The organism is Neoakkermansia glycaniphila (assembly GCF_001683795.1).
GTDB lineage: Bacteria > Verrucomicrobiota > Verrucomicrobiia > Verrucomicrobiales > Akkermansiaceae > Akkermansia > Akkermansia glycaniphila.
On record NZ_LIGX01000028.1, the window covers coordinates 1 to 17,805 of the forward strand.

8 protein-coding genes are annotated in these 17,805 nt (G+C 58.3%); 4 read left to right on the forward strand and 4 right to left on the reverse strand.

Going from position 1 to position 17,805, the window contains the following annotated elements; all coding sequences use genetic code 11:
* From AC781_RS14070 to AC781_RS08065, 3 genes are all read left to right on the forward strand, one after another.
* A partial coding sequence (locus AC781_RS14070; RefSeq protein ID WP_218107264.1) for a DNA-processing protein DprA occupies window positions 1-366 on the forward strand: 366 nt, incomplete at its 5' end.
* An 89-nt stretch (window positions 367-455) separates the two neighbouring features.
* Window positions 456-2,186 (forward strand): tetratricopeptide repeat protein, encoded by a 1,731-nt coding sequence (locus tag AC781_RS08060; RefSeq protein WP_172801747.1) that lies wholly within the window; start codon window positions 456-458, stop codon window positions 2,184-2,186.
* Window positions 2,187-2,283: 97 nt separating this feature from the next.
* Window positions 2,284-3,987 (forward strand): tetratricopeptide repeat protein, encoded by a 1,704-nt coding sequence (locus AC781_RS08065; protein ID WP_067776299.1) that lies wholly within the window; start codon window positions 2,284-2,286, stop codon window positions 3,985-3,987.
* Between the two features lie 7 nt (window positions 3,988-3,994).
* Here AC781_RS08065 and AC781_RS08070 read toward each other — a convergent pair whose 3' ends face one another.
* Window positions 3,995-6,196, reverse strand: a complete 2,202-nt coding sequence (locus AC781_RS08070) for a ribonuclease R family protein (RefSeq protein ID WP_083076808.1) — start codon at window positions 6,194-6,196, stop codon at window positions 3,995-3,997.
* Between the two features lie 126 nt (window positions 6,197-6,322).
* Complete coding sequence (locus tag AC781_RS08075) at window positions 6,323-8,065, reverse strand: M60 family metallopeptidase (RefSeq protein ID WP_172801748.1); 1,743 nt, start codon at window positions 8,063-8,065, stop codon at window positions 6,323-6,325.
* A gap of 181 nt (window positions 8,066-8,246) precedes the next feature.
* Between AC781_RS08075 and AC781_RS08080 the strand changes: the two genes are divergently transcribed.
* Window positions 8,247-9,302 (forward strand): hypothetical protein, encoded by a 1,056-nt coding sequence (locus AC781_RS08080; RefSeq protein ID WP_067776309.1) that lies wholly within the window; start codon window positions 8,247-8,249, stop codon window positions 9,300-9,302.
* 124 nt (window positions 9,303-9,426) lie between these two features.
* Here the strand turns inward: AC781_RS08080 and rpoC are convergent, their stop codons facing one another.
* Together rpoC and rpoB are read right to left on the reverse strand one after the other, a co-directional pair.
* On the reverse strand, window positions 9,427-13,686 hold the full coding sequence (rpoC, locus tag AC781_RS08085) for a DNA-directed RNA polymerase subunit beta' (RefSeq protein ID WP_067776312.1): 4,260 nt from the start codon (window positions 13,684-13,686) through the stop codon (window positions 9,427-9,429).
* A gap of 67 nt (window positions 13,687-13,753) precedes the next feature.
* Window positions 13,754-17,737, reverse strand: a complete 3,984-nt coding sequence (gene rpoB / locus AC781_RS08090; RefSeq protein WP_067776313.1) for a DNA-directed RNA polymerase subunit beta — start codon at window positions 17,735-17,737, stop codon at window positions 13,754-13,756.
* Window positions 17,738-17,805 lie beyond the last annotated feature (68 nt).

Genomic DNA, 17,805 nt, shown 5'->3' on the forward strand with positions numbered 1-17,805 from the left:
GTCTACGCCATCCCTGGCCCCATCGACCGCCCGCAATCACAGGGCTGCCACGACCTCATCCGCGATGGAGCCATCCTCGTCACCCGCCCTCAGGACATCCTCGACGACCAGCGATGGAACCACCTCCGCCCTCAGCCGGGAGAACTCCCCCTCTTCACCCACCCGGCAAGCGAAACAACGTCACTCCCCCTCACCGACCCCCTCGACCTCCTCATCATCGACAGCGTACGCATCGGAAACGACGGCATCGACACCCTCTGCCCCGCCACCGGACTCCCTGCCCACGAACTCACCCCACGCCTCGCCCGCCTGCAAATCACCCGCCACCTCCGCGCTCTCCCCGGCGGCCGCTTCACCCTGCCCTGAAAGCAACTGCCATTCAGCTCCACACGCCGAGCAAAAACCGCAGTTCCCGCTTGACCCGGCACAGGGAACACCTTACCATGATAGACATCATGAAACAACTCCCCCTTCTCCTCTCTGCAGCCATCTTCGTTGCTTCGGCAGCCGCCCAACAGAAAACAACCGTACCGAACACGCCTACGCCCTCCGACCATCTTGCCTTCGTACGCGACTACATGCGCGCCGAAACAGGCAACACGGAAGCCATGCTGCAACTCAGCTACGACTACGAAACCGGCACCCGGCTGCTTCCCCGCGACCTGAACCGCGCCCTTTACTATGCCCTCCGGGCAAAACGCCACGGCGCCTCGATTGAAAAACGAGAACTCGACACTCTTCTGACGAAAACAATCGACGCAGCCTCTCAACAGGCATATCCCCATTGGATCCGAACCAGCCCGGATGGAATGTGGCAAATCCTCATGCAGCGCGATGAAACGGCTGCACCCGGCATCCTGTTCGTAACAATCTCCCAAAAAGTCGAACAAAGGGAACTCGAAGATGCCTACTGGCCCATCCTGTACTTCCCCCTGAACATCGGCCAACAAACCTCCGTCCCCGGCATCGAATTCCACGACGACTCCCTGACATTAAGCACCCTCAAATTCAAACTGAACATCCCTTGCAAACAACCTGCATCTTCGGAACATGAAGACGCCTACGAACTGGACCTTGCCGCCCGTGCGAACAATGGCGACACCATCTCTATGAGAACACTCGCCCGTTTGGCCGGAGAGAACCGAGACGAACAACTCAAGTGGCTGCAGAAAGCCTCACGGCTCGGAGATGCTCAGGCCATGTACGACATAGGCTGTCTGTATGATACGCAAAATGCCGATGATGCGGACATACTCAAGGCCAAACAGGCATACGCACAAGCAGCCCAAGCCGGATCCACCGCCGCAGCCGAACGCCTCAACAAACGGACACCAACCGACAATCCCGACGAAACAGCTCTATTCCCTGTCCCCTTGAACTTCCACGCGGGTTCTCCTGAAGCAACCGACGCATGCTGGCGTGAACTCGCCGGAAACGGCATCCGTGGGTTTGCCGGACTCGGCATCGTCAAATTCCGGCATGGAAATAAAACATACTATGGTATCGGAGAACTTCCGAGCGGCCCCGAACCGACCATCGAGAACTTCCTCTCCCACCTCTACGACAACCGCGAACAACTGGTCGCCGACATCGCCAAATGGAACATGGCCTTCAACATCCGACTGTATGGTGAAAACATGAACGAATGGTCAGAACTACCGAAAAACGTACAGCTCAGCCCATGGACATGGCAGGAAAAACGGCTTTTCAGCATTCCCGGTCTGGCCACAGACGACATCCAGCAAATCATCCGGGAACAATGGAACAGCGTCGCCCTACTGCATCCGGACTTCCTCGCCATCCTGCGTGATACCGCAGCACGCGACAACAAAACATTGGCCGACATCTGCAACATATACTGGACCGAAGGAAACACATACGACCTCTCCAGCGCCCGCATGCTGGCCGAACTCGAAGACTCGAACGCCATGTACACCCTCGGCAAACTCTATCTCAGTGAAGAAGCCGACGATGGCTTCCCCCTCTTCATGCCCGGCATCGCATGGTTTGAAAAAGCGGCAAAACTGAACCACCCCGGCGCATGCGCCGCACTCGGCCTCCTCCATGCCGAAGGCCTCGGCGTCAAAAAAGACATTCCCGCAGCACGCCGCTACCTGCAGCGCGCCCACGGCATCCCCGCCGCCGAACGCCTGCTGCATACCCTCCCACCCGCACCGGACAAATAACGGCCTTTCCTCCGCCATACCAATCCTTCACCTCATCACCCGGCGCCTTCAACCCTCCTTGGCTCTCCCCATTCGAACAACAATCATCATACCCCCCATGAACCTACCGCTCCATCTCCTCTGTGCAGCCGCCTGCCTTATCCCGGCCTCAGCCCGCTCCGCACCTGCACAACCTACCCTTGGATCCTGCACCGAACTCATCTCCAACCATCTGAATGCCGCCTTGGGCCGCACCGATGCCATACTTCGGTTGAGCGACAATTACAGACGAGGAATCAACCTGTTCCCGCGCAACTCACGCATGGCTCTCTACTACCATCTCCAAGCCATCCGCCACGGGCATACTCTGGACGCGGCTCTTACATCCCGGCTGATCAACTTCGCCATCTCCGACTCCTATCTGGAATCATGCCCCTCGACCGTCCGGCAAAGCCCGGATGGCAACATCCGGGTCAGCATGCAGCACAGATATCCGGACACACCCGGCATCGTCCACATCACCATCGAAACAAAAACCGACGATCCTGCACCTCATGGATCCTACTTTCCACTCTACACACTCTCCTTCCCGGCGGACCCTTCCGTGGAATTCCATGACGACTTCCTGACTCTATCCTCACCCGGCCATCGGCTCGAGTTCCCCTACAACACACCCTTAGCATTGGGCGAAGAAGAGGACACCTATCGGAACGATCTTCTCGCCCGTTCCGACAACGGCGACACCATCGCCATGACCATCCTCGCCAATCTCAGTCCGGACAAGGAAGAACAAATCGACTGGATGCAAAAAGCCGCCGACCTCGGCGACACCGAAGCCATGTTCATGCTGGGACTGCTATACGGAGAAGTCTACCCCGAAGAGCGGGATCACGACAAAGCCAGACAAGCGCTCACCCGCGCCGCTGAAGCAGGCCACCCCTACGCCGCCGAGTACCTCCGGGGACTGGAACAGCAAAACAGCCCCGAGCAAGATAGCGCTGCCCCGCCTTCCCGTCCCGCTCCGAATCCAGCACCCAACCCGCCTTCCTTCAAACAGGACAACTGGCGCAAAATCGCCGGACACAACATCAACGGCATCTCGAATCTGGGCATCGCCAAATTCATAGACAACGGCAAAACCCTCTACGCCCTCGGCCTCATCTGGGACACCTCTCTCGACACCATCGACACCGAACAAACCTTCATCTATGCCGACATCGGCGAACTGTCCGCCGACCTTGCCAAATGGCGTCTGGCCTTCCAGATACAACCTGAGGAAACCGCCGTGGCAGAACTCCCGCCCGGTGTCCGGCTCATCCCCCTCACATGGCAGGAACACCGCGCTCTCACCCTCGCCGGAACTCCTGCCGCTTATTTAAAGCAAATCTTCCTGCAGGAATGGGCGCATATCGACCCCACGAACCCCGACTTCCTCGCCATCCTCAGAAAAACAGCCGAACGGGAAGGAACCACCCTATCCAGCATCTGCAACCTGGCCCGCCCCGAAGCAAGTGCCTGCCTCAACGCAACCAAAATCCTCGCCGATACCGGAAACCCGGAAGCCATGTATCAACTGGGCCAATACTACCTGAGCGGACACGCAACCTCTATCGACCCCCTCTTCATGCCCGGCATCGCATGGTTTGAACAAGCGGCAAAACTGAACCACCCCGGCGCATGCGCCGCCCTCGGCCTCCTCCATGCCGAAGGCCTCGGCGTCAAAAAAGACATTCCCGCAGCACGCCGCTACCTGCAGCGCGCCCGCGGCATCCCCGCCGCCGAACGCCTGCTGCAAACCCTCCCTCCCGAACCGGAAAAATAACGCCGCATCACTCCGGCAGCTTCGCCATCTTCCAGTCGATCCAGCGGTTCGCCCGATCCACCTTGGCAGGCACAACCATCACCCGCATACCCGCCTGCAGAACCTTCCCGTCCCGGTTGCTCCACCGGGGCATGAAACTCTCGAACCACCACTTGCCTCCGGTAAACAGCTCGGAAGGAATCAACCCGCGCACCTGCAGCATCGGCACCTCCACCATCACGCCGAGCGGGCGGGCATCCGTCACGATCGCCTCCCACTCCTGCGGATGCCCGGCTTCACACTGGCTCTCCAGCCACTCGTAAAGCTTCAGCATATTCGCCTCCTGCTCCGCATTGGCGGAATTCCGCTCCGTCTCGGAAATATGATCCGCCGCCTGCTGCAGCGAAACCGCATCCGGCAGCCTCGGAGCCTTCCCTTCCGGATCGATCACCCGCGCCAGCGAACGGTGAACCACCAAATCCGCATACCGGCGGATCGGACTCGTAAAATGGCAATAATCCGGCTTCGCCAGCCCGAAATGCCCGAGCGGCTTCGTATCGTACCGTGCGCGCATCATACTCCGCAGCAGCGCAAGCTTCAAAATAGACTCGTCGGGATGCCCCTTCAGCTCCTGCATCAAAACAATCAAATCATCCCGCCTCCGCAAATCCCCCACCTTCAGGCCGTACTGCCTCGCCAGCGAAGCGAACTCGAACATCTTCCCCTCGTCGGGATCCTCATGCACGCGGAAAATCGTCGGAATCGACTTCGTCTTCAACGTCGCCGCCACACACTCGTTGGCCGCCAGCATGAACTCCTCAATCAACTGGTGGCTCTCGTCGGAAACCTCGCACTCCACCCCCGTCGTATGCCCGTGGGCATCCAGAAGAACCCGCACATCGGGAAACTCCAAATCCAGCGCCCCTGCCTCCATCCTCCGCTTCCTCAACAGGCGGGACAGCGTTAACGCCTCGCCCAGCATCGCATCCACCTCCGCATCGCCGCACGACGCGCCGTGCAGCAGCACCTCCGCCGCCTCCTCATAGGAAAACCGCCTGTGCGAACTGATCACCGCATCGGCAAACCGCATCTTCACCACCTTCCCCTTCTCCGAAACCTGCATCAGGCACATCTTCGTCAAATGCATCTCGCCGGGGCGCAGACTGCAAATATGGTCGCACAGCTTCGGCGGCAGCATCGGCAGCACACGGTCGGGAAGATACGTCGAATTCCCCCTCCGCCGCGCCTCCGCATCCAGTGCAGAACCCGGCTGCACATAATGCGACACATCCGCAATATGCACCGCCAGCTCCCAGCCCTTCTCCAGCTTCCGCACATGAATAGCATCGTCGAAATCCCGTGCCGTCGCCGGATCGATCGTAATCACCGGGCGGCCGCACCAATCCTCCCGCCTTGCCAGCACCTCCTGAGGAATCTCCTCGGAAAGCCTCGACACCGCCGCAATCACCTCCTCGGGAAACTCCTCCTGAAGCTCATACTTCCGAATCACCGCCGTAATATCCACCCCCTCCGCCTCCGGCCAGCCCAGCACCTCCGTCACGCGCCCCGTCGCCTCCATCTTCCCCTTCGGGTAGGAAAGAGCCTCCACCGTCGCCAACTGCCCGGCCAGCAAATTGCCGGGCACCTCCTCCACCAGCTTCACCCGCTCGGGAGACGTCTGTCCATCTCCCAGCACAAAACCGAACCTGCCGCCGGGCTGATACACACCCACCCATGTGCCGCGCTTGCGCTCCAGCACCTTATCCACCCGCACCTCCACCTGTAAATCGTCCATCGTCGGCTTCCCCTTCCGGAACCTGCGCCAACCCTTCGGCACGGAAAGCCTCACCGAAGCCAGCACTTTATCACCATCCATCGCGCCGCCGCTGCGAAACTCCGGCACGACCAGCTCCACCAAACTATCCGCATGCAACAGCGAACGCAAGCCCGGCAAAGCCGCCGGAGAAGGAATAAACAGCACCTTCCCGCTGCGAAGCTTGCGAATACGGCCTTCCACGGCTCCGCTCCCCTCCGCCTTCCGCAAAGCATACTTCGCCTTGCTCAACCGCACCACCTTCCCCGCAGCCTCCCAATCCCGGAGCAACTGCCGGAGATGCGCACGCTCACGCGACACAAGGCCGAGACTGCGAGCCAATTCCGACTGATCCTGCGGCTGATACCCGGGCTTGCCCATACAGGCAAAAAGAAGATCTTCCAGAGACTGATTCATACCCGCATCCTACCACACCCCGCAAGAGACACAACCCCTTTCAAGGGCATCCGGCAAAAAACCGGATACCGACAAACAACACAAAATGTGGCAGCGTTGCTCAAACGAACGCCGCCATACCGATCATCACCTCCATCCACTCCTCCGGGCCACCACCGACTTCCGGTCACCATCCCAACCAACGGCAACGATCACCGTCGCCGTCTCCGGGAAATGCACATTCGTCGAAACATTCCCATCCGAACCGACGCCGGACAACGTAATGCCCACCAGCTTCCCGCCCTCGTACACCTCATAGGCCACCGCATTCTTCCACACGCCGTGATCCACAATGCACCTCTCCTTCTCCAGCGTCACTCCCTGCCACAACTCCTCCGGTCCCGCCAGCGGCAGGCGATCGCGGTAGCAGGCCATATTATTGGCATTCATATACTGAATCACCGGAGAAGCGGGCTTCGGATACTTCGACGCCTCCTTCTTCACCTCCGCACACTCCTCCGCCGTCATCTTCAGGCGCCCCGTACCGTAATCCTTGAACTCCACATCGATCGGCTTCAGCATACCCACCGCCTCGAAATAATCCGACAAATCCAGCTTATTGATCCGGCATGCCTCACGCATGAAATTCAACTGATGCTGCCCGGCGGACACATCGTCCTTACCCTCCGTCCTCAGCCATGCGTGAAACTCGGGATAAAAATCCCTGTTCCCCTGCCCGGCCTCCTGGCAATACAGATACAACTGCCACAACGGAATCAGACGCACGAACACATCCCCGCCCGTCACATGCGAATGCCCCGTATCGCCCCGAGCCTGCAACTGGTACAGCTCCTTATCGATCAGCGCGCTCTTCGTAAACAAATTGTAGCGTCCGCCCTTCAGGCGTGCATGACCGTCATTGCACGGCAGAACCTCCAGCCTCAGCAAACGGGGATCCACCTCATAGCTCGCCACCATCGCCAGCAGATTATTCGTCACCTCCGTCATCCCCAGCCACTTGAACCCCGGGCGAGTCTGCAGCACATGGCCGAACTCGTGAGCAATCCCCCAGAACCCTGCTTCCAGATACTTCGGATCCAGCAGCTTCTTCATATCCGTCACCAGCGCGATCGCCTTATCATTGAACCCTGCGCCCACGCCATCCGCAAACATATAGCCGGAATCCACCACACGGCCGAACACATGATTCGGCGAACGCTCATTCTTATACCCCATCCCGATCACCTTCAACTCGGCACCGATCAGACGATCGTACAACGCCAAAAGCTCTGCGCCGCTCTCGGGGCAATGCTCACGCAACGCCTGCACGGGAAACACCAGATGCACATACTTCCCGTACAAATCCAGATACGGCGACGAAGCTCCGGCCAGCAACTTCTTCCACTCCTCATTGGAACCCTTCTCCGTAAACACCCCGTTCATCTTCCCGCCCTCAATCGTCACCTTCACCGGCGGAGCGGCCTTGAAATCGTCCGCCGTATAATCGATATACGCCAACCCGTCATGCTCAGGACGGAAAGAAACCTCGCCCGCCTCCAGCTCATACACATCCCCCTCCGGCTTATGCTTGCCGAAAGAAATCACATGCAGCTTCACCGGAGTCGAAGGCTTCCCCTGCATTGACACCGTCACCAACTCGCCCTTGGAAAAATGCAGGCCCGTCGGATGCTCGAACGGATCGAACGAACCGATCTTCAGCCTCTTGCTCATCTGCTGCAAAGGCTCCGAAGCATGCACGGTAAACTCGTGGCGAGCCACCTTCTCACCATCAACGCTACGAACGGCAATACTCGCCTGCACCGTACAAACGGGAGCAGACAACAGGCCGAACAGCAACAGAAAACTCAAACTGGAAAACGGTTTCATCATCTCATATACGCACCTCCACCGTGCAAACTTGCACCGACTTCCCGCCATGACGCAACCATACATTACTTTCCGAAACCACATCGCCAACGACCCGTTTTTCTTCTTGCCTCCAACAACGAAAACCGCTACCTTAACCACAAGGCGAAAAACCATTCAACCATCGCCGCCTTCCCCCATAACCATGAAAACACCATACCTGCTCGGCCTCCTTCTGGCCACGCCGCTCGCCGCCGCCCCTGCCGCCACTCAACCATCGGCAGCCACTGCCGCCGCAGCCGACATCGGCGCCTACCTCCGGCTGGAACAGCAAATGCTCGACCTCATCCTCACTATCAAAGACGAATCCGGAGCCAAAGCCGCAGAACCGAAACTGCAGGAACTGCTGAAACAGATCAAAGCCTCCGAAGCAGCCCTCCCACAGGAAGAACCCGACCCATTGCCCGAAACCTGGCAAAACGTCTATCGGCAAGAGGCAGACATGTACCCGGTCATCATGCACATCGGAGAAAAACTGCACGCAGACAACTTTTACGACTCGAAAATCGTCGAAAACGCATGCAGTTATCTGGCCTCCAGCACCGCCAACTCCGCCCAATGGCTCTCGGCCCAGCAGCAACAGCAATTCGACACCTATGCCGACAAACCGGACACCTCGAAAATCGATGGCATGCTCCGGCTCGGAGCCGGTGGCGGCATGATGTACTACCGCATCGGATTCTTCTCGGAAATCTTCCGTAAACATCCGGAAAAACTTGCCGCATGGCGCGCCATCGGTGAAAGCATGCCCGGCATGGACAGAATCATGGTCATGACCGCCCTCCGCATAGCCGACACCCCGCAATCGAAAAAGGAACTCGCCGAATACGCCAAAAACGACCCCCTCTTTGCCGATCCGGACGAAGACGACCTGCCCCCGCTCAAAGCACTGGAAGAACTCGAACAGGATCCGGAAGAAGCCGCCTACCTAGACATGGCATGGGGCGCCTACGATGCTTCCCGCGACCCTGAATACTTGAAAGCCTTTGTCCGATGCGCCGTCCGCAACACACCCGGCGACGAAAGCGACCGCGTCCAGCAGGCCGCACGATGGAGCGTCAAACAACGCGCTGCACAAAACCCGGCCATCCGAAAAATCGTTGACGACTACGTCAAAACCCTCACGCCGGAACAGCAAAAAACATTCCAGGAACAGGGAGACTTGGACAAAACCAAAACCTACACTCCCGCCGTCGCCTGAAAGATAAAAACGGAGCCGTCCGGCAAACAGAAAGAACAACCCGGCCAGCCCCGAAACAAACGGCCATCAAAAAACCCCGCGCTCTCACGAACGCGGGGCTGCAAATTCAATCACCGGAGGCCGATCAATCGTCGTTGCCGAGCGACAGCGCATCGTCGGACATCAGATCCATATCGTCTTCTTCGTCGGTCTGGCGCGGGATTTCGACGGAACCTTCAGCAGGGAACACTTCAATATCGCGGTACGAATTGAAGCCCGTACCGGCGGGAATCAAGTGACCGAGAATCACGTTTTCCTTGAAACCTTCGAGAGCGTCCACCTTGCCCAGCGTGGCGGCTTCCGTCAGCACGCGCGTCGTATCCTGGAAGGATGCGGCGGAGATGAAGGAATCCGTCTTGAGCGAAGCCTTGGTGATACCGAGGAGGATCGGCATGGCCTGAGCCTTCTCGCCGTTCTTCTCGATCGTCGCCTTGTTGATGCGGTCGAACGTCGTACGGTCGATCTCGTCGCCCCAGAGCAGACCCGTATCGCCCGGATCGGTGATGCGCACCTTGCGGAGCATCTGGCTCACGATGATTTCGACGTGCTTGTCGTTGATTTCCACACCCTGCACTCGGTACACCTGCTGCACCTTGTTGACGAGATGCTCCTGCAGAGCGTCGCGGCCGCAGATGGCGAGGATTTCGTCCGGAGCTTCCGGACCGTCGGAGAGCGGTTCGCCCTTCTGCACGAAGTCGTCGTCATGCACGATGATATGGCGATCCATCGGCACGAGATGCTTCACGCCGGGATCGAGTTCGTCCACCTTCGCCTTGCGCACTCCCTTGCCGCGGGCAAGGTCGAGAGCTTCGCGGGTGCGGAAGATCGTCACGACCTTCTTGCCGCGAATCATCGCGGAATCGATCATCACGTAACCGTCGATCGTCGCCAGCGTACAGGCGTCCTTCGGGCGGCGGGCTTCGAACAACTCGGCCACACGGGGAAGACCACCGGTAATGTCCTTCGTCTTCGACACCTTGCGCGGAGTCTTGGCAAGCTGCGTACCGGCGCTGATCTTCTGACCGTCCTGCACGGCGAGGTATGCCCCCGTCGGGATGGAATAGGTGCCTGTGATCTGCTTCGTCTCCGGATTGCGGACAACGATGCGGGGAGCAAGATCCTGACGGTGGTCGATCACCACCGTAGCGCCACGGCCGGAATCGCGGCCGGCTTCGACAGCCACGGTAATACCTTCGATCATGTCGTGGAACTCGACCACGCCGCCCTGCGTCGCAATGACGGGTACGGAGTACGGATCCCACGTCGCCAGCGTCTGCTTTTCCTTCACCGTATCGCCGTCCTTCACATGAAGGATCGTACCGATGATGAGCTGGTAGGATTCGAGCTCTTCCTTGTCTTCGCCGTACAGCTTGATAAGGCCATTCTTGTTGAGGACGACGTTGTTGCCGTTCTCGTCCTCGACGCACATCACACCCTTGTAGATCACGCGGCCTGCATTCTTGGCCTGGATGATCGGCTTGCGCTCGGAGGTCGTAGCCGTACCACCGACGTGGAATGTACGCATCGTCAACTGCGTGCCGGGTTCACCGATGGACTGTGCAGCGATGATGCCCACGGCTTCGCCGATCTTCACTTCCTTGCCGGAAGCGAGGTTCAGGCCGTAGCACTTGGCGCAGCAACCCTTCTTCAGGCCGCAGGTCAGCACGGAACGGATACGCACCTTCTCAATGCCTACGCGCTCGATGTGCTGGGCGATGTCTTCGGTAATGATCTCGCTCTTGTCCACGATCACATCCTGAGTGAACGGATCGATGATGCGGTCGCACGACACGCGACCGTAAATGCGGGAAGCGAGCGTAGCGATTTCTTCGTCGCCGTCGTAGATGGCTGTCACCGTAATACCCTGATCCGTTTCGCAGTCTTCGCCGCGGACGATCACGTCCTGGGCCACGTCCACGAGCTTGCGGGTCATGTAACCGGAGTCGGCCGTCTTCAAAGCGGTATCGGCAAGACCCTTGCGGGCGCCGTGAGTCGAAATGAAGTACTCGAGCACCGACAGGCCTTCACGGAAGTTCGACGTAATCGGGCGTTCGATAATTTCACCGGAGGGCTTGGCCATAAGACCGCGCATACCGGAAAGCTGCTTGATCTGGGCCTTATTGCCACGAGCGCCGGAATCCACCATCATGTAGAGCGGGCTGGCGACAGCGGAACCTTCGTTGAACTCCAGCTTCGTGTACAGGGACTGCTGAATCACGTCCGTAGCACCGGACCAGATGGAAACCACCTTTTCGTAGCGTTCGCCGTCCGTAATCAGACCGTCGTGGTACTGCTGCGTCACGCGGGACACTTCGTCGTATGCCTTGGCGATCACCTCATCCTTCTGGGCGGGAATCACCATATCCACGATACCGATCGAACAGCCGGAACGGGTAGCTTCCTTGAAGCCAAGGCCCTTCAGCGCATCGAGCGTCTGCACCGTGCGCTTCTGGCCCACGGTCTGGTAGCAGCGCCAGATGATCTCGCCGAGCAGCTTCTTGCCCACGTTGCGGTTGATGTAACCCAGCTCGTCCGGCCAGATTTCATTGAAACGCACACGGCCTGCCGTCGTCACGATCGTCTTGCGGTCCACCGTATCCTTACCGTAGGAAATCGTTTCCGGATCCTTGCCGTAATCGGGATTGCGGAGGCGGATCCATTCGTGATAACCGATCTTGCGGGAAGCGATGGCGAACTCCACTTCGGAAATCGAATCGAACAGAGGAAGCAGATGCTGATTATCCTCGTTCTCCTTCACTTCCACGGCGCGGGTATGCGTCAGGTAGTAGGAACCGAGAATAATGTCCTGTGTCGGGGTCGTAATCGGCTTGCCGGAAGCGGGCGAGAAGATATTGTTCGGAGCCAGCATCAATTGGCGGGCTTCGATCTGGGCTTCCACGGAAAGCGGCACGTGCACGGCCATCTGGTCACCGTCGAAGTCGGCGTTATAGGCCGTACACACGAGCGGATGCAGACGGATGGCGGAACCTTCGATCAGCACCGGTTCGAAAGCCTGAATCGACAGGCGGTGAAGCGTCGGAGCGCGGTTCAGAAGCACCGGGTGGCCCTTTGTCACTTCGGCGAGGATATCCCACACGATGGACTCGCGGCGGTCGATCATCTTCTTGGCGGAACGCACGGTATGTACATAGCCGAGCTCCTTCAGGCGATGAATGATGAAGGGTTCGAACAATGTAAGAGCCATCTTCTTGGGAAGGCCGCACTGGTGCATCTTCAAGTCGGGACCGATCACGATCACGGAACGGCCGGAGTAGTCCACGCGCTTGCCGAGAAGATTCTGACGGAAACGGCCGCTCTTGCCCTTCAGCATATCGGAAAGGGACTTCAGCGGGCGGTTGCCGGCACCAGTCACATGGCGGCCATGGCGGCCGTTATCGAACAAAGCGTCCACGGCTTCCTGAAGCATGCGCTTTTCGTTGCGGATAATAACATCCGGCGTCTTAAGCTTCAGAAGTTCGTGCAAACGGTTATTACGGTTGATCACGCGGCGGTACAGATCGTTCAAGTCGGACGTGGCGAAACGGCCGCCTTCCAACGGAACGAGCGGACGGAGATCCGGCGGGATTACGGGAAGAACCGTCATCACCATCCATTCTGGACGCGTCTTGGAATCGATGAAGCCTTGGGCAAGCTGAAGACGCTTGGCGATCTTGCGCTTGTTTTGCTTGGAATTCGTCTTCTCCATATCGACCTTCAGCTGCTCGACGAGAGCTTCCAGATCAATGGAGGCAAGAAGCTTCTGGATCGCTTCCGCGCCCATCCCGGCTTCGAAACCGCCGTCGTCTTCGTACTCGTCCATCAGGTCTTCGTACTCTTCTTCGGTCAGAATCTGGCCGCGTTCAAGCGGAGCTTCCTTCGGATCGATCACGATATAATCTTCGTAATAGATCACGCGTTCGAGATCGCGGGCCGTCAGGTCGAGCATCAGGCCGATGCGGCTGGGCATGCACTTGTAGAACCAGATGTGCGTCACGGGCACAGCCAGTTCGATATGGCCCATGCGCTCGCGGCGCACGCGGGCGTTGGTCACTTCCACGCCGCAGCGGTCGCAAACCTGCCCCTTGTTCTTGGCGCGCTTGTACTTGCCGCAGGAGCATTCCATATCACGGGTCGGGCCGAAAATGCGTTCGCAGAAAAGGCCGCCCTTCTCGGGCTTGAACGTGCGGTAATTGATGGTTTCGGGATTCTTCACTTCGCCGCTGGACCACTGGCGGATACCGCCGGGGAGTCCGTCGCCTTCCGTCTTCCAGCCGGGGCTGGCGACTGTGATGCAAACTTGGTCGAAGGTCTTGGGCTTTTCGACATTCAGGTCTTGGTGAGACATATGTGTGAATTAAAAAATGGTATGAGGTGCATATGCCCCGCACATTCCGTGCAGGGCGGTTGGAATATTATTCTTCGTCTTCGTCGAGATCGGAAACATCGAGCGGCTCCACGTCCGACGGATCGTCGGAACCGAAGTCGAACCCGCCGGACATGAGGGAATCGAAAAGATCGTCTTCACTCAGTTCGGAAAGCGGACGTTCGGCATTCGTCGTCAAGCGCACATCCAGGCCGAGAGCCTGCATTTCCTTAATCAGCACGTTGAACGATTCCGGAGTACCGGCTTCCAGCGAATTGTCGCCCTTGACGATGGATTCGTAGATGCGGGTACGGCCCTGAACGTCGTCGGACTTCACCGTAAGGAGTTCCTGCAGCGTATAGGCTGCACCGTAAGCTTCGAGAGCCCACACTTCCATTTCCCCGAAACGCTGGCCGCCGTGCTGGGCCTTGCCGCCGAGAGGCTGCTGCGTCACAAGGCTGTACGTGCCGACGGCGCGTGCGTGAACCTTGTCTGCCACCAAGTGGTTCAACTTGAGCATGTAGATGTAGCCGACCACTACCGGGTGATGGAAAGGCTCGCCCGTGAGGCCGTCGATCAGGCGGCTCTTACCGGCTACAGAGCCGTCCTTGCCGTCGCCGATCCACGTGAAACCGTCCACCTTCTTCGCCTGGGACATGTAATCCCAGATCTGCTGTTCGGCGATACCGTCGAACACCGGGGTGGCCACCTTGAAGCCGAGAGCCTTCGCAGCCACGCCGAGGTGGGTCTCAAGCACCTGCCCCACATTCATTCGGGAGGGCACGCCCAGAGGATTCAAAATGATATCCACCGGAGTACCGTCATCCAGGAACGGCATATCCGCTACCGGAAGCACGCGGGAGACAACACCCTTGTTACCGTGGCGGCCTGCCATCTTGTCACCGACGCCGAGCTTGCGCTTCGTCGCGATGTACACCTTCACTTCGCTCACCAATCCCGGATCGAGATCGCTGCCCGTCTCGATCTGCTCAAGCGTGCGGTCGCGTTCTTCGTCGAGATCCTGGAAGCGGGAATCGAACGAATTGATAATGTCGAAAATCGTATTGCGGATCGGGCTAGGATCGATCTCGATCATGTCGTGGTTCAGCGCAAGCTTGCGAAGCAGAGTCTTCGTGATCTTGCGATTGGCAGGAATGATCGTCTCATTCGTACCGGCCTTCGTCACTTCCAACGGGATCTTTTCACCCAGAAGAATATCGGAAAGCTTGCTCGTCAACTGTTCGATGAGGGCGTCCGTCTTCTTCTTGTGCTCTTCGTTGACCTTCTTGAGCTGCTTGCGCAGTTCATTGTCCACGTCCACATTGTCGCCGCCCGGAGCATTGCTGCAAACCACGCGGACATCCATCACGATACCCGTACAGCCCGGAGGCACGCGGAGGGAAGTATCCTTCACGTCGGCAGCCTTCTCGCCGAAAATGGCACGCAGGAGGCGTTCTTCGGGAGCAAGTTCCGTTTCGGACTTGGGAGTGATCTTGCCCACGAGAATATCGCCGGGCTTCACTTCGGCGCCGATGCGAATCACACCGTCGGAACCGAGATTCTTGAGAGCTTCATCGCCCACGCCGGGAATGTCGCGTGTGATTTCTTCCGCACCGAGCTTCGTATCGCGGGCAATCACTTCGAACTCTTCGATGTGGATCGAGGTGAAAGCGTCCTGCTGCACGAGGCGTTCGGAAATGATGATGGCGTCTTCGAAGTTGTAGCCGTTCCAGGGCATGAAAGCCACCAGCACGTTACGGCCGAGAGCGAGTTCGCCGCCGTCGGTATTCGGGCCGTCGGCGATCACATCGCCTGCCTGAATGGACTGGCCGCGTTCGACGATCGGACGCTGGTTGATGCAGGTACCCGCATTCGAGCGCATGAACTTGCGGAGAACGTAAACGTAGATACCCTTCTCGCGATCCGTCGTAATGGCTTCCGGATTGGAGAGGAACTCCTGCGTCGAAACGGGAAGCTCGCCATCGGGAGTCGTCACGATATACTCAGCGGAAGCGGCGGCCACGATGCCCGGAGCTTCGGCCAGCACGACCGAGCGGGAATCGCGGGCGGCCTTGCCTTCGAGACCCGTGCCCACAAGCGGAGCATCGGCAACCATCAACGGCACGCCCTGGCGCTGCATGTTCGAACCCATGAGTGCGCGGTTGGCGTCGTCATGCTCAAGGAAAGGAATAAGACCGGCGGCAATCGAAACAAGCTGCTTCGGCGACACGTCCATGTAATGAACGCTCATCGGATCCACTTCAAGGAACTCCCCGCGCTCACGGGCGGTCACGCGGTGGGATGTAAAGCGGCCCTTCTCGTCGATGGGATTGTTCGCCTGGGCGATCAGGAAGTTTTCTTCCATATCCGCCGTCAGGTAATCCACTTCCTTGCTCACCACGCCATCCTTCACGCGGCGGAACGGAGTTTCGATAAATCCGAACTCGTTGATGCGGGCATAGGTGCAAAGAGAGTTGATCAAACCGATATTGGGGCCTTCCGGCGTTTCAATCGGACAGATACGGCCATAATGGGAGGGATGAACGTCGCGCACTTCGAAACCGGCGCGGTCACGATTCAAACCGCCCGGCCCGAGGGCGGAAAGACGGCGCTTGTGCGTCAGCTCGGCCAGAGGATTGATCTGGTCCATGAACTGGCTCAGCTGGGAACGGCCGAAGAAATCGCGCACCACGGCGCTCAGAGCCTTCGGATTGATCAGCTTGCTCGGCGTAATATCGTTGCGCGTCGCATCGCACAGAGTCATACGTTCCTTCACGAGGCGTTCCGTACGGGCGAAGCCCACGCGGCACTGGTTCGACATCAATTCGCCCACGGCTCGCACGCGGCGGCTGCCGAGATGGTCGATATCGTCGATGATGCCTTCGCCGTTCTTCAGGCGCAGCAAATACTTCAGAGCTTCGAGGAAGTCCGAAGACTGGATCAGGCGGCTGTCGAGAGACGTCGTCAAGCCAAGCTTCTGGTTGATCTTGTAGCGGCCCACGCGAGTCAGGTCGTACTTCTTCTCGTCCTTGAACAGACGATCCAGCTGAGTGCTGGCCTGCTGCACGGAAGTCGGATCGCCGGGGCGGAACTTCTTGTAAATCTCCTTCAGAGCGGATTCACGGTCACGTGCCGGATCCTTCTTCAGCGTTCTGATCAGCACTTCTTCTTCGCGCTGGTCGATCACGTCGATTTCTTCGATGCCCAGATCCATCATCTTCTGGACGGTCGCCATATTGAGCGGCTCGTAAGCCTTGGCCACAACGATCGCCTTCTTCTTGCTGTCGCCGTCTTCTCCGTCGCCGTGCGTCACGTTTTCGAAGGGCACGAGATACTCAAGCTCTTCGCCCGTCACATCGGCCAGAGTCAGCTTCTGAATGGTATAGAACTGTTCGACGATCTGGCGGTCGGTTTCGTAGCCGAGATAGCGGAGGAATGTCGTCGAAAGGAACTTGCGGCGGCGGCGGCGGCGGTCGAGGAACACGTACATCAGATCGTTCGTGTCGAACTGAACTTCAAGCCAGGAACCGCGGTCGGGAATAATGCGGAAGGAATACAGCTCCTTGCCGTTGCTGTGCTTGCTCTTTTCGAAACAGATACCCGGCGAACGGTGCAGCTGGGCCACGATCACGCGTTCGGCGCCGTTGATCACGAACGTACCGCGTTCCGTCATCATGGGAACTTCGCCCATGTACACATCCTCTTCGGCCGTGTAATCGCCGCAAACAAGCTTGAACTTCACCACGAGAGACGCGCTGAACGTTTCACCGCTGCGGATGGCGGCGAAATCGGACATTTTGGGAGGAGAAATCTCGTAGGAAACGAACTCCAGCCGAATCGTGCCATCGTAGCTCTCGATCGGGAAATGTTCGCTCAAAACGGCCTGCAAACCGATTTTCTGACGATCTTCAGGCTTCGTGAACTGCTGTAGAAAGTCAGCATAGGATTGAAGTTGGATCTCAATCAAATTGGGCGGATCAATGACTTCCTTGATATTGCCGAAATTAAGTCGCTCTTGCTTGGGCTTTAACATGTGCTGGCGGAGATGGTGAGTGGTACATCCTTGGCCCGGATGCAGGGCATTTTTTTGCTCGGTAAAAC